Origin of the sequence: Streptomyces sp. UW30, assembly GCF_008042075.1 — a bacterium.
Lineage (GTDB): Bacteria > Actinomycetota > Actinomycetes > Streptomycetales > Streptomycetaceae > Streptomyces.
In genome coordinates this window covers 26,223-47,528 of sequence record NZ_RDBN01000020.1, presented here as the reverse complement: position 1 = coordinate 47,528, position 21,306 = coordinate 26,223, and the positions used below count along the sequence as shown (strand labels likewise).

Annotated in this window: 20 protein-coding genes; 11 read left to right on the top strand and 9 right to left on the bottom strand. The window is 69.6% G+C overall.

Features of this window, described 5'->3' with window-relative positions; translation table 11 throughout:
- Nucleotides 1–154 precede the first annotated feature (154 nt).
- The 5 genes from EAO75_RS09920 (at nt 155) to EAO75_RS09900 (ending at nt 3,111) form a co-directional block, all read left to right on the top strand.
- Nucleotides 155–949, top strand: a complete 795-nt coding sequence (locus EAO75_RS09920; RefSeq protein ID WP_187284372.1) for a hypothetical protein — start codon at nt 155–157, stop codon at nt 947–949.
- Nucleotides 942–1,427, top strand: a complete 486-nt coding sequence (locus tag EAO75_RS09915; protein ID WP_147994693.1) for a GntR family transcriptional regulator — start codon at nt 942–944, stop codon at nt 1,425–1,427. The genes EAO75_RS09920 and EAO75_RS09915 overlap by 8 nt, the downstream gene beginning before the upstream one ends.
- A gap of 136 nt (nt 1,428–1,563) precedes the next feature.
- The gene (locus EAO75_RS09910; RefSeq protein ID WP_147994692.1) at nt 1,564–1,926 is read left to right on the top strand and encodes an ArsR/SmtB family transcription factor; all 363 of its coding nucleotides are present in this window, start codon (nt 1,564–1,566) and stop codon (nt 1,924–1,926) included.
- Nucleotides 1,910–2,446, top strand: coding sequence for an SRPBCC family protein (locus EAO75_RS09905; RefSeq protein WP_147994691.1), 537 nt, complete (start codon nt 1,910–1,912; stop codon nt 2,444–2,446). Before EAO75_RS09910 ends, EAO75_RS09905 begins: the two co-directional genes overlap by 17 nt.
- A complete protein-coding gene (locus EAO75_RS09900; protein ID WP_147994690.1) occupies nt 2,446–3,111 on the top strand; it encodes a dihydrofolate reductase family protein in 666 nt (221 codons plus the stop codon). Before EAO75_RS09905 ends, EAO75_RS09900 begins: the two co-directional genes overlap by 1 nt.
- Nucleotides 3,112–3,244: 133 nt before the next feature.
- Here the strand turns inward: EAO75_RS09900 and EAO75_RS09895 are convergent, their stop codons facing one another.
- Nucleotides 3,245–4,129 (bottom strand): NAD-dependent protein deacetylase, encoded by an 885-nt coding sequence (locus EAO75_RS09895; protein WP_147994689.1) that lies wholly within the window; start codon nt 4,127–4,129, stop codon nt 3,245–3,247.
- Between the two features lie 380 nt (nt 4,130–4,509).
- Here EAO75_RS09895 and EAO75_RS09890 point away from each other — a divergent pair, with 380 nt between their 5' ends.
- Entirely contained in the window at nt 4,510–6,663 is a 2,154-nt protein-coding gene (locus EAO75_RS09890) for a SpoIIE family protein phosphatase (RefSeq protein WP_147994688.1), read from the top strand.
- A 94-nt stretch (nt 6,664–6,757) separates the two neighbouring features.
- Here the strand turns inward: EAO75_RS09890 and EAO75_RS09885 are convergent, their stop codons facing one another.
- From EAO75_RS09885 to EAO75_RS09875, 3 genes are all read right to left on the bottom strand, one after another.
- Entirely contained in the window at nt 6,758–7,942 is a 1,185-nt protein-coding gene (locus EAO75_RS09885; protein WP_147994687.1) for a type III polyketide synthase, read from the bottom strand.
- A 641-nt stretch (nt 7,943–8,583) separates the two neighbouring features.
- Nucleotides 8,584–9,372, bottom strand: coding sequence for an SAM-dependent methyltransferase (locus tag EAO75_RS09880; protein WP_147994686.1), 789 nt, complete (start codon nt 9,370–9,372; stop codon nt 8,584–8,586).
- Between the two features lie 393 nt (nt 9,373–9,765).
- On the bottom strand, nt 9,766–10,740 hold the full coding sequence (locus tag EAO75_RS09875; RefSeq protein WP_147994685.1) for a serine hydrolase: 975 nt from the start codon (nt 10,738–10,740) through the stop codon (nt 9,766–9,768).
- 514 nt (nt 10,741–11,254) lie between these two features.
- On the opposite strand from EAO75_RS09875, the gene EAO75_RS09870 reads away from it, so the two are divergent.
- Nucleotides 11,255–11,818: a DinB family protein gene (locus tag EAO75_RS09870; RefSeq protein WP_147994684.1), complete on the top strand. Its 564-nt coding sequence runs from the start codon at nt 11,255–11,257 to the stop codon at nt 11,816–11,818.
- Nucleotides 11,819–11,881: 63 nt separating this feature from the next.
- Here the strand turns inward: EAO75_RS09870 and EAO75_RS09865 are convergent, their stop codons facing one another.
- Entirely contained in the window at nt 11,882–12,286 is a 405-nt protein-coding gene (locus tag EAO75_RS09865; protein WP_261989230.1) for a transposase family protein, read from the bottom strand.
- A gap of 147 nt (nt 12,287–12,433) precedes the next feature.
- On the opposite strand from EAO75_RS09865, the gene EAO75_RS09860 reads away from it, so the two are divergent.
- A complete protein-coding gene (locus tag EAO75_RS09860; protein WP_147994683.1) occupies nt 12,434–13,498 on the top strand; it encodes a LacI family DNA-binding transcriptional regulator in 1,065 nt (354 codons plus the stop codon).
- Here EAO75_RS09860 and EAO75_RS09855 read toward each other — a convergent pair.
- The 4 genes from EAO75_RS09855 to EAO75_RS09840 are packed head-to-tail and all read right to left on the bottom strand — an operon-like array spanning nt 13,461 to nt 18,133.
- The gene (locus tag EAO75_RS09855; RefSeq protein ID WP_147994682.1) at nt 13,461–14,852 is read right to left on the bottom strand and encodes a glycoside hydrolase family 32 protein; all 1,392 of its coding nucleotides are present in this window, start codon (nt 14,850–14,852) and stop codon (nt 13,461–13,463) included. The two genes, EAO75_RS09860 and EAO75_RS09855, sit on opposite strands and share 38 nt — an antisense overlap.
- Nucleotides 14,849–15,721: a carbohydrate ABC transporter permease gene (locus tag EAO75_RS09850; RefSeq protein ID WP_147994681.1), complete on the bottom strand. Its 873-nt coding sequence runs from the start codon at nt 15,719–15,721 to the stop codon at nt 14,849–14,851. Before EAO75_RS09850 ends, EAO75_RS09855 begins: the two co-directional genes overlap by 4 nt.
- A gap of 22 nt (nt 15,722–15,743) precedes the next feature.
- The gene (locus tag EAO75_RS09845; protein WP_147994680.1) at nt 15,744–16,727 is read right to left on the bottom strand and encodes a carbohydrate ABC transporter permease; all 984 of its coding nucleotides are present in this window, start codon (nt 16,725–16,727) and stop codon (nt 15,744–15,746) included.
- Entirely contained in the window at nt 16,724–18,133 is a 1,410-nt protein-coding gene (locus EAO75_RS09840) for an extracellular solute-binding protein (protein ID WP_147994679.1), read from the bottom strand. Before EAO75_RS09840 ends, EAO75_RS09845 begins: the two co-directional genes overlap by 4 nt.
- Nucleotides 18,134–18,313: 180 nt before the next feature.
- Between EAO75_RS09840 and EAO75_RS09835 the strand changes: the two genes are divergently transcribed.
- The 3 genes from EAO75_RS09835 (at nt 18,314) to EAO75_RS09830 (ending at nt 21,020) form a co-directional block, all read left to right on the top strand.
- Nucleotides 18,314–19,912, top strand: coding sequence for a glycoside hydrolase family 32 protein (locus EAO75_RS09835; protein ID WP_147994678.1), 1,599 nt, complete (start codon nt 18,314–18,316; stop codon nt 19,910–19,912).
- Nucleotides 19,913–19,938: 26 nt separating this feature from the next.
- Nucleotides 19,939–20,085 (top strand): hypothetical protein, encoded by a 147-nt coding sequence (locus tag EAO75_RS45700; protein WP_187284371.1) that lies wholly within the window; start codon nt 19,939–19,941, stop codon nt 20,083–20,085.
- Nucleotides 20,086–20,576: 491 nt separating this feature from the next.
- Nucleotides 20,577–21,020, top strand: coding sequence for a nuclear transport factor 2 family protein (locus EAO75_RS09830; RefSeq protein ID WP_147994677.1), 444 nt, complete (start codon nt 20,577–20,579; stop codon nt 21,018–21,020).
- Nucleotides 21,021–21,306 lie beyond the last annotated feature (286 nt).

Genomic DNA, 21,306 nt, shown 5'->3' with positions numbered 1-21,306 from the left:
GCAGGTTGACCTCACCGGCTTTGCCCTCACGCCCAAGAACCGGACCGCACCGGGCAATTGGCCGCGTCTCCTTGTATCGAGCGTTTGACACAAGATTCCGACCAGGGCATCTTGTACCCACTGCTTGGTACAAGATGATCTGGGGGATCTCCACGTGCTCGACACCGTCCCGCTCCAGTCCCGGCTTCTCGACCACGCCGACCACTACGCCCGCTGGTCCGGCCTGGCCATCGGTATCGTGGCCGCGCAGCAGTTGCTCACGATGGAGAGCGGTGACATCACCATCCCCCTCGTGCTCGCCATCACTGCTTTCGGCTTGTGCGCGGTGGGCGGTGTCCTGCTCGGCGACGCCCTGACCCTGCGTCCCCAGGAAGCGGTACGCACCGCGAGTCTCGCCCCGCGTCTGGTCCGAGACCACGTGCCGCCCCGCATGGGACCCCTGCTTCTGCTGCAGGCGGCCTCCCTCGTCGCTCTGCTGGTCATGGGCGCCGTCACGGCCTCCTCCGGCCCCGACCGGATAGGCGGAGCGGGGCGTGTCATGACCGTCGCGTGCGAAGGGATGAGCGCATCCCTCGGTCCCTGGCCCGGCCTGTACTACAGCGGCCCGATGTTCGCCGCCCTCACGGTCGGAACCCCCGCCTGCGTCTGGGCCCTGCGCCGTATCGCCTTCGGGCCGGGCGATTACCAGCAGCGCCGCGACCGTGCGTGGGCGATTACGGGAGCCTGGGGGCTGMTGGTGTCGAGTCAGGTGCTCCTCGTCGTTCTGATGCTTCTCATCGCACTCACCGAGAGGGCCTGTGCCGGCGTGCTGGGCGCCGTCACCATCGTGGCGATCTGTCCCCTGGGTCTGCTGAGCGTGTTCACGTTCGGGTGGTCCGTGGTAACCGTGGTGGCACCGCGGGCGGTTGACGACGAGGCAGCAGACGATGGGACGTTCGACGATGAGTGACCGCGCAGTCCGTGTCGACACCACCAGCCAGGTACCGCCGTACGAGCAGATCCGCGCCCAGCTCGCCGCGCTGATTCGCACCGGCCAAATGACAGAGGGCGAGCGCCTGCCGACCGTGCGCCAGCTCGCTGCCGACCTCGGTCTGGCGCCGGGCACCGTGGCCCGCGCCTACCGCGAGCTGGAGGCCGCCGAACTGATCCGCACTCGCCGTGGCGCGGGCACCCGGGTGGCGGCGCTCCCGTCCGGGCCGCAGGCGCCCGATGCCCACCAACTCGGCACTCTGGCCCGGGACTTCACCTCCGCCGCCCGAGCGCTCGGCGCCGACACCGAGGACATCCTGACCGCCGTCCGCAACGCCCTGAACTCGGACCCCGCCCCCGCTTCGGCCACCGCCGGCAGCGGAGCGGGTGGCTCCAAGACGACCGAGGCGTCGGTGAAAGTCACAGGCGTGCGGAACAGGCTTGAGCAGCAGACGTAGTCGACGGACGTTGTAAGCCGCGGGGCAAGCTGCGGTAGTGCCACCCGGCCTTCCACGTGCCGATCAGTCCGAGCCGGTCGTTGGTCACACACTCCTCGCATTGAAACGCATTCCGATATAGGCATACGATGGCGCCATGGCACGAGCGGCGACGACCTCGGACGCGTTCAACGCGATCGCCGAGCCGCAGCGGCGGGAGATCCTGGCGCTGCTGCGGGGCGGTGAGCGGCCCGTGACCGAACTGGCGCGGGACCTGGGGATGACCCAGCCGCAGGCGTCCAAGCACCTGCGGGTGCTCCGCGAGGTCGGGCTGGTTCGGGTCCGCGGCGCGGGTAAGCAGCGGCTGTACGACCTGGACGCCCGCGGGCTGCGGCCGGTCCACGAGTGGGTCGGCGGTTTCGAACAGTTCTGGAACGCGACCTTCGACCGGCTGGACGAGTACGTGCAAGATCTGAAACAGGCAAGGCAGGAGGAACCACCGGATGACGACGACCAGTAGCGGCGGCGAACCTGACCACACGACCGCGGACCGCGAGATCGTGATCTCCCGGGCCATCGGCGCCCCACGGGAGCTGGTCTTCGAGGCGTTCACGCAGGTCCGGCACCTGTCGCGGTGGTGGGGACCGGAAGGGTTCACCACCACGACGCGGTCCTTCGAGTTTCGCGCGGGCGGCGCCTGGGCCTTCGTGATGCACGGCCCGGACGGGACCGACTACCAGGAGTGGATCACCTGGACCGAGATCGTCCCGCCGGAGCGGATCGCGCTGGTGCACGGCGAGTCCCGCGACGACCCCAACGCCTTCGAGTCGGTCCTGACCTTCGAGCCGGCCGGCGAGGAGACCCGGATCGTGATGCGCACGGTGTTCCCCACCAAGGAACTGCGCGACGAGGCGGTGGAGAAGTACCACGCGATCGAGGGCGGCGAGCAGACGCTGGGCAACCTGGCGGCCTACGTCGCCGAACTCAACCGGAACGAGACCGCCCGGAACGAGACCGGACCGAAGGGAGCGGAGGGCTGATGGCCGGGAAGGTGTTCTTCAGCGTGACGATGTCGCTCGACGGCTTCATGGCGCCGGAGGCCGTGCCCGTCGAGGACGTCTTCTCGCCCGAAGGTCAGAACGACCCGAGGGTCCAGCGCTGGATGGCGAAGTGGTCGGAACTGCAGGCGTGGGCGTTCCCGCAGCGGTGGTTCAGGGAGAACCTGGGGCTCGGCGAGGGCGGCGAGGAAGGACTCGACAACGACATCGCACGGGCGACGTACGAGCGCACCGGCGTGAGCGTCATGGGCAAGCGCATGTTCGACGCCGGCGAGCTGGCATGGCCGCAGGAGGCGCCGTTCCACACCCCGGTGTTCGTCGTCACCCACACCAAGCGTGACCCGTGGGAGCGGCCGGGCGGCACCACCTTCCACTTCGTCAACGACGGTATCTCCAGCGCCCTCGACCAGGCCCGCGAGGCCGCCGGCGACCGCGACGTCCGCATCGCCGGCGGCGCCGAGACGATCCAGGAGTACCTGGACAGCGGCCTGATCGACGAGTTCTCGATCACCCTCGCGCCCGTCCTGTTCGGCACCGGCATCCGCCTGTTCGACCGCGTGGACCCGGCCTGCCTCGCCCTCGACCAGACCCGCACGGACGCATCATCCCGGGTGACCCACCTGACCTACACCGTCGGGAAGCGGTAGCCGACGCACCATGCCGGCCAGCCGAGGCGTAGGTCGCACGCGGCACGCGGCCCTTCGGGGGGGGGGACTGGTTCACCCGTATCCGCGGGAGTGGCGGGGCGTAGGCGATTGCAGACGTATGCTCTGCCGGACCTCAATCGACCTGGATGTCCAACCGCTCAGCCATGGTGGTGAGGGCTGTTCCCAGCGGGAGGGCGACGCGGGTGACGGCGTAGAGGTCGCCCCGAGTCGGATCCCGGTTGATGATCAGCACCGGTTTGTCGGACTGGACCGTCTGACGGACGAACCGGAGCCCGGACATCACGGTCAGTGAGGAGCCCAGGACCAGCAGCGAGGCCGCCTCACGCACCAGCATGCGGCACTGCTCGACCCGCTGCGGGGGGACGTTCTCGCCGAAGAACACCACGTCCGGTTTGAGGATGCCTCCGCAGAGCGTGCAGGGCACGACTCGGAAGTCCCCCACCTGTTCGTCCGTGAGGTCGGCGTCACCGTCCGGGTTGATCGCTGCGGCCACCGGATCGAAGCCCGCGTTGGCCTCCTGAAGCCGTTCGGCCAGTTCACTGCGCGGGCTGAAGGTGCCGCAGGAGAGGCAGACGACCCGCCCCAGGCTTCCGTGGAGCTCGACGACATCCTTGCTGCCCGCGGCCTGGTGCAAGCCGTCGACGTTCTGGGTGATCACAGCAGCGACCAGGCCGTGCCGCGCGAACGCGGCCACGGCCCGGTGCCCGGCATTGGGGCGGGCACGACCGAACGTGCGCCAGCCGAGGTGGCTGCGTGCCCAGTACCGACGCCGGGCCTGGTCACTGGCGGTGAACTCCTGGTACGTCATCGGCGTGTGCCGGCTCAGGCTCCCGCCTTCGCCCCGGTAGTCGGGGATGCCCGACTCCGTGGAGATGCCCGCCCCGCTGAGTACCAGCACACCGCCGGTGCTCAGCGCATCGGCGACCGGCTCCAGATCCGTGGTGCCCGACGGCCAGTCCTGAGGCGGGGTCCAGGCGAGAGTGGGGCGCATGCGCATGCCGCCAGGGTACGCAGCGGGTTGCCGTGAGGTTCACGCGCACGCTGACCTGGTTCCGTCCCCGACTCCGAGGACGAAGAGCAGTGCTCGACGGCCAAGGGGTCACGCTGCTGCGATCAGCCGAGCCACACCAGGCCAGGCTCAGTGCGGATCTTCTGCTGCTCGCCCGAGCGGCGGGTCTTGACCTGGGCGCGGCGAGCCACCGGCGCGATGGACAGGTCCAAGGGGTGTCGGTGAGGCGTGCGGTCCGCTGCGTGGGCGAAGCAGCCCCGGGTGTTATTGAATGAGGTGTGCGGTCAGGAATCTCGGGACCCTGTCGCCCGGGTTCTGGTACGGCCCCGGCGCTGTGCCGGGGTTGGCGAGCGAGCTGAGAGAGCCGCATGGAATCCAGTCCCTCCCCCTCCTCTTCGTCGCCGTTCGACATGGTCAGCAGCGCTTTGGGGCGGTACATCCCACGCGGCGCAGCGGCAGCGGCAGCCGACCCGCAGGGGGACAGCGCGGCTCGCCAACGCGTCCACGCCAATTCGCCCCCCGGCCGTCAGGAGCAGATCCTCGGCGTGGTCAACCTGGACCGGGAGCTGAGAATCGCCGGCGGCAATCTGGACGCCCCCGTTTTCGCGGGGGTCGAGGCCGTGACCGGGAGCCCTTTCGTCGATCTTCTGCCTCCCTGGGACGTACCGACGGTCACGCGGCGGTTGCGGCAGGTCCTGGAGACCGGTGAGCCGCACGTCGCCCGGGTCCAGCGCCTGCGGCGCGACGACGGGTCGGAGCTGGTGGTCTCGATGAGCATCCTGGCCGCCGCAGCGCCTCAGGAGGGTCTGACTGTCACTGTGATCGCCATGGCCAAGAGGCTGCACCTTTACGCCGCTGAGACCGCGATCGGCACCTCGTTGGACATCGGAGAGACCGCGCAATCGCTGGCGGAGTCGCTGCTGGCCTGGGGAGACGTGGCGGCCATCGACCTCGACTTCGCCGTATGGACGGGCGAGGTGGTCACCGAGCAGCCGCAGCGGCGCATCCGGCTGCGGCGAGCGGCCCTGGTCCCGGACCGGGCGTGGCCCGACGGCTACGTGACTCCGGGCGACGATCTTCCCAGCGATGCGAGTCGCTTGCTGTCACAGGCGATACGGCGTGACGATGCCGCGCAGGCCATCGTCCTACCCGACCGGGCGGCGATCGAGCGGGTACTCGGCAGCGCGCGGCTGGTACGGGCCCTGGTGCCCAGTGACCGAGCGGCAGGTGTGGCGTACATACCGCTGGTCCTGGACGGTGCGCCGCCCGTCGTTCTGGGGGTGGCAGAGATCTGGCGGCGGGCGGACCGCCCCTTCCACGACAGTGAGCTGCTCGACCTGCAAGAGCTGGTGGCCAGGACCTCTCATCACGTCGACCTGGCTCGTCAGCACCAGCGCGAGCACACACAGGTACTGGCATTGCAGCGCCGACTCCTGCCACGGTCCGGCGGCGACACCATCGAGACTGCCAGCATCTACCAGCCCGCCACCCCCGACAGCGCGGGCGTCGGCGGTGACTGGGTGAACAGCTTTCCGCTGCCGGACGGCCGTACTGCGCTGGTGGTCGGTGACGTCGTCGGGCACGGTCTGGGAGCAGCGGCGACCATGGGACAGCTGAGCATGGAGGCCCGCGCGCTGCTGTCTGCGGGGCTGGCGCCCGACGAGGTGCTGGAGCACCTGGACGAGACCGTGACGCTGCTGGACGACGCGGAGTCCGGGCTGGCGGCCGGTTACAGCGCCCTCGGCTCGACCTGCTGCATTGCCGTATACGACCCGGTCAGCCACCAAGTGGCGCTGTCCAGCGCCGGCCACCTCCCCCCGGTCCTGGTGCCCCCGGACGGCCCCGGCGGCCCGGTCGAAATACGCCCTCACCCCGGGCTGGGCGCCGAATTCGCACTGCGGGAGCCGTTCGAGGTGCACGCGTTCGCAGCACCCCCGGGCTCGCTGCTGGCCCTCTATACCGACGGCCTGGTGGAGGATCCCGCCCTGCCGATCGACGAGGGCATCGGCATGCTGGCGGACGCGGTGTCCACGGTGCACCCGTGGGATGGCCTGCCGCAGGCCGCGCGGCGCTTGGTCTCCGCGCTGGCGCCCGCGCACCGACGCGACGACGTGACTTTGCTGCTCGCGCGCATGATCGGCTACCGCAAGGAGGACACCGCGACCTGGCGTCTGCCCGCCCGCATCGACGCGGCCGCCCGGGCCCGCATGCTGGTCTCCGTGCTGCTGGGGCAATGGGGCACCCGGGATGACACCCGGGACACCGTGCTGCTGGTGGTCAGCGAACTGGTCGCCAATGCGGTCCGCTTCGCCACCGGACCCATCACGCTGCGGCTGATCAGGACCGGTGACGGGCTGCTGTGCGAGGTGGGCGACACCGGCAACGGCAGGCCGCGGCTGGGCCGGGGCGGGCTCATGGACGACGGTGGCCGAGGCCTGCACGTCGTGCATGGACTCACCACCCGGTGGGGGGTGCGGTGGACGGACACCGGCAAGGTGGTCTGGGCGTCAGTCGCGAGGTGACGCGATTGCGGGTGGGTCGGGTGGCGTGCGCTCGTCAGGCGCCACCATCGGCGGAACGGGCGGCGACCGCTGTCATGGATGACACGAGCTCGCGCTACAGCCATTCCCCTGCCAGGGCGGTGGCCGTGAGGCCCGGGGCGGCTGCGTACAGCACGGCACGACTGCCCGGCTCCTGCCCGGCGTCGTGCGCCCTGCGCATGATGTCGAACACGGCGGCGCCACCGCGGTTGCCGCTGGTGTAGCTGTCCCGGCTGTAGTCCAGCAGCCCCGACGGCCAGCTGTCGGGCATCGTCTGCTCCATGTACTCCAGCACTCGCGTCCCGCCGGGGTGCGCGAGCAGAACATCGGGGTGCCAGGAGTCGGGGTCGTCCTGGTGACGCAGGCGCAGCCACTCCCACATCGCGGTGACCGTCTCCTGCACGGCGCGCGGCCCGCGCCGGTCCATCACGAAGTGGGTGCCGTCCGCCTGTGTCTCCAGGCGGTGCAGGTCCTGGGTGCCGGGCAGAGTGTGGTTCCAGGCGGCGTCCAGTCGCAGCACCGACTCGGGCCTCGGGCGGCCCGTGACCACCGCGGCGACCGCGGTGTCCGCGAACAGCAACCGGACGATCAAGGACTCCAGAGTGTCGTCCGCGGGCTGGTAGGTCGTGCTCAGTGCTTCCGCGATCACGACCAGGACCACCCGGTCGGGGTCCGCCGCCACGAGATCCGCTGCCAGCGCCAGGGAGCGGGTCCCGGCGATGCAGGCCCACTGCGTGGCCGGCAGCAGCAGCACGTCGCTCCGGAGCGGGAGCTTGTTGGCGAGGGCGACGTCCAGCCCCGGCAGCGCCGGGGTGGTGGAGTGGCTGGTGATCAAGCAGTCGACGTCCGCGGCGTCCAGCCCGGCGATCTGCAGGGCCCCGCGCGCCGCATGCTCCCCGTAGGACTGCACGGCTGCCCAGGCCGGTGCGGTGCGTTCCTGGACGGTCTGCGGCGCGGGTATCGACTCAAGGGCGGTGATCACGCGGTCCACGTCCTGCTCGCTGAACCCGTCGCCGGCCAGTGCCTCTCGGGTCGGCCCGATGCCGGCGGCCGGCATGCCGCTCCCGCTGCCAGGCGCGACGGCGGTCTCCAGCGGCAGCATCCACCCGCGGGTCTCGATGCCCGTACTGGCCGCGATGCCGTCAATCCGCGGCGCCCACGCCGCGTGCGGGTGCCGGCCGCGTACTTCCGCCACGATCTCGCTGGTCTTCACGGTGTGCTGGCCGTGTATCACGGCAGGCGGGCACAGGTAAGCGGCCATGGGTGGCACCTTTCTATGGGGAAAGAGGTAGAACGTCACGAACGCTGTGGCATGGATCACTTCGGCACGGCGCATCCAAGTCACTTCCCATGCGCTCTACTTCGGGCCTCTGTGTCCGGTTCGAGCATGGATGCTAAATGGACATTTGCGCTGTGATCTGGGCAACTTGGGTGGCCCTTGTGATGCGTGACACGGCGCGCATCGTTGCCTCAGGAGCCTGACGCGGTGCCCTACTTACCTGGCGCACCGTCAGTCCGTAGTTGAGGGGTCCGCGAGGTGTGTGCTCGGGCCGGCTTTCGGCAGGTCCTGGAGAACGCCGATGGGGGCATGCGGCTCGGCCTCCAGGGGAGGAGGCGGCACGGATCCCCGTATCTCGCACCGTGGCGGCGCGGCAGGAGGTCTCGGTCTGCCTCGTGGATGTCCCCGGCGCCCCAGTGCCCCCGGCCATCGGTTACGGGGCCATGGCTGGGGCTGTCGCGACGTCGTCGCGAACCTGTGCGCTGCAGTTGGTCAGTTGGTCAGTTGGTCAGTTGGTCAATGGGTCAATTGGTCAGCTGGTCCGTTGGCTTTGGGCCTGTGGCGCGATGCAACACGCTGCCTGGCGGCCGGCGGAACTTCCAGGCCCACTGGGACGACCTGGTTCAGCGGATGCGGGCCACTCCTGCGTAGATGCCGCTCGCCTCCGCCTCCGGGGCCGGGGTGGAGGAGAACCAGTCGGTCGCCGTCACCAGGCCGGGTGGCATGAGATCCAGGCCGTCGAAGAAGCGCTCCACCTCTCCGCGTGTGCGGAAGGCGAGCTGGATACCGCCCTTGGCGTACTGGGCGACGACCTGTTCGGCGAGTTCCGGAAACAGGTCGGACGCGGCGTGCGACAGGATCAGATAACTACCCGACGGCAGCGTGTCGATCAGGGCGCGGACGATGCCGTGGGCGTCCTGTTCATCGGTGATGAAGTGCATCAGCGCGATGAGCGACAGCGCGATGGGGCGGTCGAACTCCAGCACGTGTCGGGCATGCTGGACGATCGCTTCCGGGTCGCGCACATCGGCCTGGATGTAGTCGGTCGCTCCCTCGGGGCGGCTGATCAGCAGCGCCTCTGCGTGACGCAGGACGATCGGGTCGTTGTCGGTGTAGACAACCTTGGCCGACGGCACGACGTTCTGCACGATCTGGTGGAGATTCGGCTCGGTCGGAACTCCCGTGCCTATGTCCAGGAACTGATCGATGCCCTGCGCGGCGAGCCACGCGGCCGCCCGGTGCATGAACTGCCGGTTCTGCCGCGCAGCGTCCCTCGCCTCGGGCGGCAGCATCTCACCGACCGCCTCGTCGACCGGGTAGTTGTCCTTGCCGCCGAGCAGCCAGTCATAGACCCGCGCAGGGTGTGCCTTACTGGTGTCGATCGGCAGAGACGGCTGTGGGTTGGTCGTCATGACAGCTCCATCGCGCAGGTGAAAGATGCAGTCGGAGTTCGCCATGATCGTACTCGGGTGTCTCATCTTCCTTGCCCACGGGCCTAGTTGAACAGCGCAACTCGCTGCGACCGCCGACAGACTGCTCAGCGTGACTCGGCGGCGGTGGTCCCCGCTGCCCCCCAACAGCGCGCTGCCTGTCGTGCTGTGCGCCACGAGGCGCAGTTGTTCCGGTCGGGGGTGAGGACCCAGCCGCTGGTCTGTCGCAGCAGGCCGGTGAAGGCCGGGCCGGCTGGAGCCTGGCGGTCGGCCCGGGTGCCACCGGGGCAAGGGCGCGTGGGCGGGAACGTAGGAAGTGCGCGGCCAGTCGGGTCCGCAGCGGGCTGCCTCCATCAGTGGGCCGGCGAGACTCTGTCAGGGCTTACCTGGCCACGGCCGCACGTGGGCGCTGGCCGCGCCGATGGCTGCTCGCGCCGCGCGTTCGACCAGCTTGACGCCGCTTTCCATCGACGGGTTGCCGCTGCTGAGGACGGAGACCAGGTAGTGGTGGCCGTGCACGGTGACCTGGCCGACGCTGTTGATGACCCACAGGCCGGTGGTGTTGCGCTGGATCCAGCCGTTCTTCAGGGCCCACTGGTCGCCGGGGGAGCCGGCCGCAGAGACCCCCCAGTCCTGCTCGTCGGTGATCTGGCCCATCAGTCGGCGGATGTAGGCGCGGGAGGCTTGGTTCAGTCCCTTCGGCGGACGCGGGGTGGACACCGGTCCCCGGGCGAAGACCGCGCGCAGCAGTTGGACCTGATCTCTGGCGGTGGTCCGGGTGAGGCCCCAACTGGTGCCGGGGCCGCCTTTGGTCGCCTCCAGTCCCAGCCGTTCGTGGGCCGCGTCGAGGCCCACCGCCTCGCCGATCGATTGCCACAGGGAGTTGGCTGCCTCGTTGTCGCTGGTGCGGATCATCTCCTCGGCGTACCCGCGCTCCGCGGCCGTCAGCGCACGGTCCTCATCCTGCGCCTGAAGCAGCAGCGCTGCGAGGATTCCCAGCTTGCTGATGCTGGCCGTGACGAACGAGTCTTTTGCCCCGTAGGAGGCGACCTCCTGGTCGGCGCTGTCCAGATCGAACACTGCCACCGCCAGCCGCGTGTCACCGTCCGGCATGAGGGGCTTCAGCGCCCGCGCGAGCATCGCGCCCCGCCCCTGCCTCTCACCTTGCGGCGGGCCCAGGGCCGGCGGCGCCGCGCGTACTGATGGGTCTTGTGTCCGGGAGGGCGGGCCGGTGGGGGAGCAGGCGACGAGCGACGCCGCAACCGCGGCGGCGGCGCACACGGCGCAGACCCTCAGCGTGCGCGCGCGCAGGCCGCGCTTGGGATGCGTCCGGTTCGGTCCGTCGAGCATGGGTGGGGCAGGCCTTGGTATTTCTGTGGGAGAAAGACAGCGAGCAATTGGAAAATATGGCAAGCGGGATGTGGAGGCGGTGATCTGACACCCGGACAGGCGGGTCGGTTACCTGAAAGGCGGAGCAGCCTCACACATATGGCCCCAGCCCAGCCCAGCCAGTTCATGCCGACCCGGTCCCGCGTGGTTCTTCAGGGAAACCGGCCGGCGACTGACACCGACCACACTCCGGGCGGTGCACGCGAACGTCAGGAGGGCTGTGCATGTCCACTGCGGCGAGGCCCACCCGGCCGCGATGCACCAGAGTGCGCTGACTCCGTCCAACCGCTCCGCGACCTGTTCCGGCTCATGAACCCAACCCAGCCAGCCGGGTTGTTAATGTCAAACAGCCGCTCGCTGCGGTGCGGCCCGAAGGGCACATCAGCCCCCATCGGCACCTCCCGGTGCGGCCCGCGGCCGGCGACGGCGTCCGCGAGGGGCGCAGCCAGGTCTCCGTTGTATGTAGTGTGCGGAAATGACAAGAAGCGAGCGGCTCGCGGAGCAACTGGACTGGTACTGGCACAAAAACCTGCGGCCGCGGTTGGACGGTCTTACCGATGAGGAGTACTTCTGGGAGCCGGTGCGCGGCTGCTGGAGTATCCGCCCACGTGGCACGTCGGCCGCACCGATGTCGGAGGGTTCGGGGGAATGGACGTTGGACTTCGCGTTTCCTGGCCCGGAGCCGGCGCCGGTGACCACGATTGCCTGGCGGCTGGCGCACATCATCGTCTCGTGCCTGGGCTATCGGGTCGGATGGTACTTCGGCGGCCAGGACGTCGACTCCGAGACATTCGCCTACGCGGGGACCGCTGACGAGGCGCTGAAGCAGCTCGATGAGATGTATGGGAGATGGAACGCGGGGGTCCGCGAACTCTCGGACGCTGACCTGGAGAATCCGCCCGCGGTGGGTCCCGAGCGGTTTCCCATGGAGAACAGGGTCCTGCACGTCAACAGGGAGCTGATCCATCACGGCGCCGAGATTTCCCTGCTGCGTGACCTCTACCGCTGGCAGGACGGAGCCGTACCGCGCCGAATATGACTTTCCGGTGACCGGTGACCGGTGACCGGTGACCGGCGATCGAGCTCGGGTGTAGATCATCTGTCAGCGGGCTCCTTCGAGGTTCGTCAGGACGAACAGGGCGCACAGCAGGGCGGTCGCGCGGGGCGGGATCGGTGCGGAGCTTGGTGAGGATCCGCCAGTTCTTGAGATGGGCGAAGCCGTGCTCGACCGGGGCGCGTGCGGCGGCGAGCGCCGGCTCGCTTCCTTTTCGCTGGTGGTGAGCTTGCGGGCGCGGGTGGCCTTGAAGCCGGCGACGACCACGGGGTCATCCGGGTCGTCGTCCAGGCCGAGGAAGCCGAGATCGGCCAGGGCGCCTAGGCCGGCGGCGCGTAGGTGGGACCGGATGCGGTCACGGCGGGCGGCGGTGATGTCGCGAGTGCGGCCGGGCCGAGCCGCGGAGATCCAGATCATCCGGCCTCGTTCGTCGGTGAGGGCGAGGACGTGCAGGCCGTGGCGGTGGTGTTTGCCGGAGTAGTTCGGCCGGTTCGCCGTCCCGCCGCGGCGCCCTGAGGATCTCCCGTATGCCGTGGCGCTCCCCGCGGATAGGGTGGACGGTGATCGACAGGGACGGGCTGGGCGAGGGCGGCGGACGGCGTGGGCGGTGCCGAGGAGAGCAGGAGCACGGGCACCGGGCGCCCGACGTCACGGGACGTCGCCCGGCTCGCCGGCGTGTCGCACACCGCGGTGTCCTTCGTGTTCAACGGCCGAGCCGAGGGCAACCTCTCGCCCGCCACCCAGGAACGCATCCGGCAGGCCGCGGCCCAGCTGGGCTACCGCCCCGATCCGGTGGCCCGCGGGCTGCGCAGTCGCCGTACGGCCGTGATCGGGCTGGTCACCGACGAGATCGCGTCCTCACCGTTCGCCGGTCGGCTGCTGCGCGGCGCCATGGAGACCGCCTGGGACAGGGACCATCTCGTCCTCACCGTCGACTCCGGCGGTGACCCGGCCAAGGAGGACGCGGCCGTCGCGGAACTGCTCGACCGGCGCGTGGACGGCATCATCTACGCGGCCATGTCACTGCGCCGGGTCCGCGTCCCCGAGGGCCTGCACCGCACCCACTCCGTGCTGGCCAACTGCCTGCCCGAGGACGACTCCCTGCCCGCCGTGGTCCCTGCCGAGCGCGCCGGTGGCCGTACCGCGGCCCGGCTGCTGCTCGGTGCGGGCCACCGCCGGCTCGCCGTGATCGGCGGTCTGGACGACATCGCCTCGGTGGAACGTACCCGCGGCTTCCGGGACGCGCTGCGCGCCGAGGGCGTCACCGTGCCCGCGGAGTGGATCGTGCGCGGCGGCGGGGAGATCTCCGCGGGATACGCGGGGGCGCTGCGGCTGCTCGACGGGGTCGAGCCGGGCCGTCGCCCCACTGGCGTCCTGTGCTACAACGACCGGGTCGCGGCGGGTGTCCTGCACGCCGCGACCCGGCTCGGGATCGACGTGCCCGCCGATCTGTCGGTGGTCGGTTACGACGACCAGGAGCACATGGCCGCGTTCCTCACACCGCCGCTCACGTCGGTCGCGCTGCCGCACCGGGCGATGGGCGAGGCGGCGGCCCGGCTGCTCCTGGACGCCATCGAAGCCGGCCGTACGCCGCCCGCGACCGTCCGGCGCCTGGCCTGCCCTGTGGTCAGCCGGGCCTCCGTGGGTCCGGCGCCCACCCGGTGACCCGGGCACCCGGCCCGTCGACGACCAGCTCGGCGATGTCGCCGGGGCGCCGGTAGACGCGTTCGGTGACCATGGCCCGTTCCGCGACGAAGAGTTCGACGAGCGAGCCGTCGACGAGCAGCCGGAGCGTGAGTTCCGGCGCTTTCGGCACGTGCACGGTGATCGGGGCGGAGCCTTCCCTGCCGGTCCGGGGCCAGGCGCCGCGGTCGAGGACGACGGTCCCCGAGGCCGGGTCCGCCCGGACGGTCAGCTCCCGGCCCGCCGCGTCCCGGAGCAGGCTCACCGTGGTCGGTTCGCGTGCGGTGACTGTCAGGTCGTAGGCCTGTGGAAGCGGAACGCGGCCCGGCGCGGTGACGAACGGCTCGGCCGGGCGTAGCAGGTCGAGTTCCGGGGCCGGACTCACGCGCAGTGAACCGTCGGGGTGGACGTCGACGACCCGTGGCGCGGTGAGTACGCCTGCCCATCCGGCCCGGTGTATCTCCTCCTGCGGCCGGGCCTCCCACGACCAGCCCCACAGCAGTGCGCGGTCCGGCTCCTGGAGCACGGCGGGAGCGTAGAAGTCCCGCCCCTGGTCGAGCCGGCCGCCGGCGCGCGGCGCGAACCTCAACCCGCCCTGGCCATCGGCCTCCAGACGGCCCGTCAGGTATCCGGTGGAGCAGGGATCCCCGTCCCACAGGGACACCAGAAGTACGTGGTCGCCGCCTGCTGTCCGGTACAGGTGCGGGCACTCCCAGCCCACCGCCTTGTCGCCGAACGCGCCTGCGGCCACCGGGTCCTTGCCGTCCAGCAGCACACCGGCGAACCGCCATTCGGTCAGGTCGTCGCAGTCGTAGAGCAGGACCGACGGCGTACCGTCGGCGTGCCCGGCCCCGACGAGGGCCCAGCGCCTGTCCGCGCAGCGGAAGACGAACGGGTCGCGGAACATCACCACGTCCAGTCCCGGCGGCGGCCCTGCCACCACGGGCGTCGGCAGCGGCTTCCACTCGGTCAGCCGCTCGTCGTCCGGGTCCGCCGCCCGCGCCAGGCAGATAGTGCCGAGTCCGGCGTGGGCACGGTCGACTCCCGTGTACACGGCGGTCGGTGTGCCGGCGTCGTCGACCACGCAGCCCGACCAGCAACCGGCCTCGTCGGGGCCGCCCGGTGTCGGGGTGAGCGCGATCGGGTGGTGTTCCCAGTGCGCGAGGTCGGCGCTGGAGGCATGACCCCAGTGGACGTTCGCGTGCACCGGTGCGTCGGGGTTGTGTTGGTAGAAGAGGTGGTAGCGGTCCCGCCAACGGAACGGCCCATTGGGGTCGTTGATCCAGCCGACGGGCGGACGGACCCTGAAACGCGGCACGTTGGGGTCATTGCTCAACGGTTGACTCCTGCGGACGTGATGCCCTCACGCAGAGGGCGTTGGCCGACGACGAACACGGCGACGGCGGGGAGCATCGAGAGCACGACCCCGGCCAGGACCACCGAGATGGACCCGGTGCCGAGGTTGCCCTGGAGGGAGACCAGACCCAGCGGAAGCGTGTAGTTCTGGCCGGAGGTCTCCAGGATCAAGGGGCGGAAGAACTCGTTCCAGTGGTAGTTGAAGGCCAGCACGCCGACGATCGCCAGGCCGGGTGTGGCCAGCGGCGCGTACACCGAGCGGAAGATCCGCCAGGGCCCAGCGCCGTCCAGCATGGCCGCCTCGCCCAGGTCCTTCGGCATACCGAGGAAGTACTGGCGCATCAGGAAGGTGCCGAACGCGGTCGGGAAGGCCGGGATGATCAGGCCGAGGAGCGTGTCGGTGAGGCCCATCGACTTCAGCACCAGGAACACCGGCACGATGGTGACCTGCAACGGCACCATCATGGTCGCCAGGACCAGGCCGAAGAGCGGCTTCTTGAAACGGAACTCCAGGCGCGCGAAGGCGTATCCGGCCAGGCCCGCCGTGATCATCTGGCCGACGGCGATCAGTGCCGTCACCAGCGTGGAGTTCAGGGCGAGCAGCCACACGTCGATCTGCTGGAAGACCCCGCGGTAGGCCGTGGTCGTCGGGTGCGTCGGGATGATCTGCGGGGGCAGGTCGAAGGACTCGGCCGGAGTGCGCAGTGAGGTGGCGACGGTCCAGATGACCGGGCCGAGCGTCAGCAGGGCGCACACGGTCAGCGCGGCGATCCTGGCCCAGGGGGCGAGTGAGTGACGTACGCGACTCAGAGTCGGGGTCGCTTTCAGGGGCGGGGTTGCTTGGCTCATGGCGCTCATACGGCTCACCGGCTCACTGGTAGTGGACGAAACGCCGGCTGAGCCGGAACTGGAGGGCGGTGACCGCCATGATCAGCACGAAGAGCAGCACGCCCACCGCGGATGCCTCGCCGAAGTCGAGCTGCTCGAAGGCCCTCTCATAGATCACCATCACCACGGTGCGGGTGGCGTCGCCGGGTCCGCCGTCGGTGAGTACGTAGGGCTGTTCGAAGACCTGCAAGGCGTTGATGATGCCGACCACCGACGCGACGAGCAGCGTCGGCGACAGCAGCGGCAGCGTGATGCCGAGGTGCTTGCGCAGGCCGGTCGCGCCGTCGAGGGCGGCGGCCTCGTGGATCTCCTTGGGGATGTTGTTCAGACCGCCGACGAACAGCAGGAACGAGAAACCGAACTGCTGCCAGACGTAGACCAGAATCACCGTGGCCATCGCCGCGTGCTCCGAGGTCAGCCAGGGCACGGGCGCGACGCCGACCAGGCCGATCAGCCAGTTCACCACCCCGAAGTCCTGGTTGAACAGGTACTTCATCACCACCGAGATCGAAGCGGCGGATAGCACCAGCGGGAAGAAGAACGCCGAACGGAACACCGACCGCAGCCACACCGGCATCCGCCCGTTCAGCGCGAGCGCCAGCGACAGCGCGATCAGCAGTTGCAGCGCGACCGCGAGGACCATGAAGACGAGCGTGTTGCGGAAGGAGACCAGGACGGTCGAATCCGTGAAGGTGGTGCGGTAGTTGGCGCCGCCGACGAAGTGGGGCGGGTCGATCACGTTCCACTGGAACAGGCTCAGCACGGCGGACCCGATGATCGGCACGACCGTGAAGACGACGATGCCGACGACCGTGGGCGCCAGGAACAGCGCGGCCAGCAGCCGGGAGCCGCGGTCGCGGACGGACGGCCGCACTGCGGCGGCGGCGGATGGCGTGGCGGGCCGCGGACGTACGGCCGGGACCTGGGAGTTCGGGACCTGGGAGTTCGGGACCTGGGTGTTCGTCATACCTCACGCTCCATGGCCTGCTCCAGGTCGCCCTGCATCCGGCGCAGCGCGGGACCCACCGCACGCGGTGAGGCCAGCGCGGTGCCGGTGTACTTGAGCAGGACGTCGGTCACCTCGGCGACCTGCGGCGGCGCGGGGATCGGGCCGGTGTCGGGAAACCGGTCGAGGGTGTCGTAGAAGACCTGCCAGTGCGCCGGGCCGCTCGCGGCGTAGCGTGCGGCGTTCAGCATCGAACGCCGGGCCGGGGTGGTCTGGTTGCTCTGGAACAGCCGGGTCATGGTGTCCTTGCGGGCCGCGTACTTGATGAACTCCCAGGCGGCTTCCTGCTTCTTCGAGGTACGCAGCAGCGCGTAGCCCGCCGCGCCGAACTGGTGGCGCTGGGTACGCCAGCGCGGGAAGTACTGCACGTCGTAGTCGGCGGCCCGCATGCCGGCCAACTGCAGGCCGCCCGCCCAGAAGCCGCCCGCCGGGGTGACGCCGACGCGGCCGGTGGAGAACACGCCGACCAGGTTGTTGCCGTTGCCGCCCTCGGGCCGGCTGCACAGGTTCTCCTGCACGAGGGAGGCGAGATAGTCGTACGCCTCCTCGACCCGGTCGGCGGTGGCCTGCGGGGTCGTCCAGCGGAAGCCCCCGCCGCGCCCCTGCCGGTCGGCGGCCGGGTAGAAGGTGTCCCACAGCCAGGAGCCGCCGGGCGCCTTCGACTCCTTCAGCAGGTTCGTGCCGTTCGCGAAGAGCCAGGGCACCACGCCGCCCCACAGCCGGTTGGTCCAGAAGTACGGCGTGAAGTGCGCACCGCCGGCACGCTTCAACTCCCGCAGCAGCGCGGTGAAGTCGTCGCGGCTCCAGTCGGCCGCCGGGGACTCCGCGCCCGCCCGCTTCAGCACCTGCTTGTTGAGGTACATGTCGGCGGCGTTGAACTCCATGGGCAGTTGGTAGAGGTTGCCCTCGTACATCATCGACTCCACCAGCGAGGGGTGGACGTCGGCGAAGTACTCACGCAGCTCCGCCGCGTCCCGCCGCACCCAGCGGTCCAGGGACACGCCGAGCCGCTGGGCGAACAACTGCACGCCCTCGGTGGCCACATACACCAGGTCGGGCGCGGTGCCCGCGGCGATCTGGGTGAGGATCTTCGCGAAGAAGTCCGACCAGTCGACGGCCTGCACCGCGTTCACCCGCAGTGGGATGTCGGGGTGGAGCCGGTGGAAGCCCTTGGTGAGGGCGTCGACGGTGGCCGGGTCGAAGGCCGAGCCGAGGGTGGCGACGACGAGGGAGCCGTCGTCGCGGCCGGGGATGTCGGCTCCCGTGAGCCGGTCCCAGCTCGCGGCGGTCGCGGCCAGGGCGGCTGCTCCGGCGCCGTATGCGCCGTACCGCAGCAGCGTGCGGCGGGGGAGGTGCGAGTCAGTCATCAACGGGCCTAACTCGTGTTAGTTCAGGGGTGATGCCCCAGATGATGGGAACCGGGCAGCGGACCTGTCAAGGGTCGGGAACGCTTGACCTTTAACGAGTTAGGTCTACAGTCCTCGTTCACCTGAGCCGATTTTTCACGCCCTCTGCGTCGTGAGCCGCCACGAGAGGAACGATGCGTCATGCCCGGAACATCGGGGCTTTCCAGGAGATCACTGTTCGCGGGATCGGCGGCGGGCACCGCCGCCGCGCTGCTGCCCACCGCGGCGGCCACGGCCGCCCCGAAGCCCGAGCCCGAGCCCGGGGCCACGGCCAAGAGCAGGACCAAGTCCGCGGCGAGCGGGGCGAGTTACCGCGCCGAGTACCACTTCACGGTCCCCGACCAGTGGAAGAACGACCCGCAGCGGCCCGTCTGGATCGACGGCGAGTACCACTACTACTACCTCTACAACGCCGACTACTTCACCGGCGTCGTCGGCACCGCGTGGCGCCTGGCCACCACCAAGGACCTGGTCTCCTTCACCGACCGCGGGGTCGCCGTGCCCAAGGACACCACACCCAACGGCGATCTCTGGTCGGGTTCGGCGGTGGTCGACACCGGCAACACGTCCGGGTTCGGTGCGGGTGCGGTGGTCGTCATCGTCACCATGTCCCCCGGCGGCGGCACCGACCATCAGGAGCAGTTCCTGTACTACTCGACCGACGGCGGTCTCACCTTCGACAACTACGGGACCGACCCCGTCCTACCCAACCCTGGCGTCGCCGACTTCCGCGACCCCAAGGTGATCCGCGACGAGGACCGGGGCCGCTGGGTGATGGCCCTCGCCGAGAACGACAAGATCGGTTTCTACCACTCCGACGACCTCAAGTCCTGGACGTACGTGAGCGGTTTCGTCCACGACGGCATCGGCGTCCTGGAGTGCCCCGACCTGTTCCGCATCACCGCCGGGGACGGCACCGTGAAATGGGTGCTCGGCGTGAGCGCCAATGGGAAGGGCTCGGGGCTGCCCAACACGTACGCCTACTGGGCGGGTTCCTTCGACGGCAGCGCGTTCACCGCCGATGCGAGTGACCCGCAGTGGCTCGACCACGGCTGGGACTGGTACGGCGCCGTCACCTTCGAGAAGCGGGACGCGAGCGGCGCGGTGGACGCGGCTGCCCGGTACGCGATCGGCTGGGTGAACAACTGGGACTACGCCGACACCACCCCCACCATCGACTGCGACGGCTTCAACGGCACCGACTCCATCGTCCGCGAGATCACCCTGAAGAAGGCATCCGACGGCACCACCTACTACCTCGCCTCCCGGCCCGTCGCCGGCCTCGACTCGCATGTCTCCCGCACCGTGAACCTGGGCGACGTGACCGTGGACGGCACGAAGGTGCTCGACTACACCGGTATCTCCTACGAGGTGACGACCGAGGTCACCTGGTCCCAACTCACCGGCGCCGGACTCCAGTTGAGGCGCTCACCCGGCGGCGGTCGGCACATCGACGCCGGTGTCTACACCAACTACGCCTTCCTCAACCGACGCAACACGGTGAACGCCGACACGTCCGGCAAGTGGCAGGAGAGCCACACCCCGTTCGACCCGTCCGCCGGCACGGTGAAGCTGCGCATCCTGGTGGACCGCACGTCGGTGGAGATGTTCGTCGACGACGGCCGCTACGTGCATACCAGCCAGGTGTTCCCGTACCTGCTGGACACCCGGCTCGCACTGTTCACGATCGGCGGCAGCGCGGTGTTCCGCAACACGGTGATACGCGAGTTCTCGGTGTGAGGCCGGCCAGGGCGCGGGTGCACACCGTGCGCGTGAACCCGATCGGCAACATCGGCAACACCGGAACGGGCCGCCCGGTCCTGGAAGAATCCGCACTCCGCCCCGCTGACGCGGCGAAGCCGAACGTATTCCGCGTCCGGGTCGTATGGCTCATGCCGACGACGCTGTCCTGACCTCCCACCGCATTCCGAGACCAAACCGGGCGAACGTGGCTCTCCCCGGACCTGGCCCCGGCGGAGCCCCTGCGCGTGGGAAGGGGAATCCGCCGCGGGCGAGTACGAGCCCCGTTCACGAGCCAACACTCCCGACCGCACCTGGAGTGCCCACTCTCGCTCCACCAGGCGCTTCGCCTTCGATCGCAGTCCCTTCCACCTTCGCCGGGACGGCCTCCAGTCCCAGCGCGACGGCCAGTTGCCGACAGTGCGTGCCCACCCGGCCGAGCACCGACGTCACCAGCCACCTCCACGAGCCAAACGAGCGGACGAATCACGCCCATCTCTCCRGCCACCGACCGGAGTTCAATTACACCCGCCCCGAAGCAACCGATCACGTTCGGAAAGCGGATGACGTCTTACCTCGGTGGTAATCGTCTCGGGGTGCCTGGACTGGCAGGCTTGGTGATCTCTCCGCGTCAGAGGACGCGGATCAGACGAAGAGGTCAGACATGTCAACAGCCGCGCCTACGAATACGCGCACTGCGGTAGAGGAATTACTGCGAAGGATTGGCAAGGGCGACCCCGAGCGCATCGCCGAGCTGTATGCCGAACAGGGCGATTGGAAGTTCAACTGGCCGCAGGCAGAGCACGGCCGCAGCGCCACACCGTGGATCCGTCACCGGTCCACCCGGGCCGACGCAGCCGCCCACTATCGCGAGCTGGCCGAGTACCACGTGCCCGAGTGTGTGGCGACGGAGGTCGAGCGCATCCTTATCGACGGAAGCGACGCGATCGTGCTCGGCGAGATCCGTCAGACCGCACGGCCCACCGGACGTGCGTATCACGCGCGGTTCGCTCTACATCTCACCGTCGAAGACGGACTTGTCACCCGGCACCACGTCTACGAGGACAGCCTGGCCGTCGCCCAGGCATTCGAGGCGGACAATCGGTGAAGGGCACCAGGTCAGTCGCGAAGGTCCGCCGTCTTGAACGTTCCCGCAACCATCTGCAGCCAGGGGCCGTCAGCGCGGCCATACACATGTGGAAGGGCTACGTCCACCGCCCCGAGTGCCGGCAGTGGCATGACCACGGACGGGCCACAGTTGCGTTCGCTGGAGGTTCGTAGAGTCGCAGGCATGAGTGACGACCATCAGCAGGTACGGGTGGCATTGGTGTGGGACGGCCCGGTGCATCCCCGAGACCCGGGCCGGCCGGAACACCGCAGGGTGAAAACGAGGT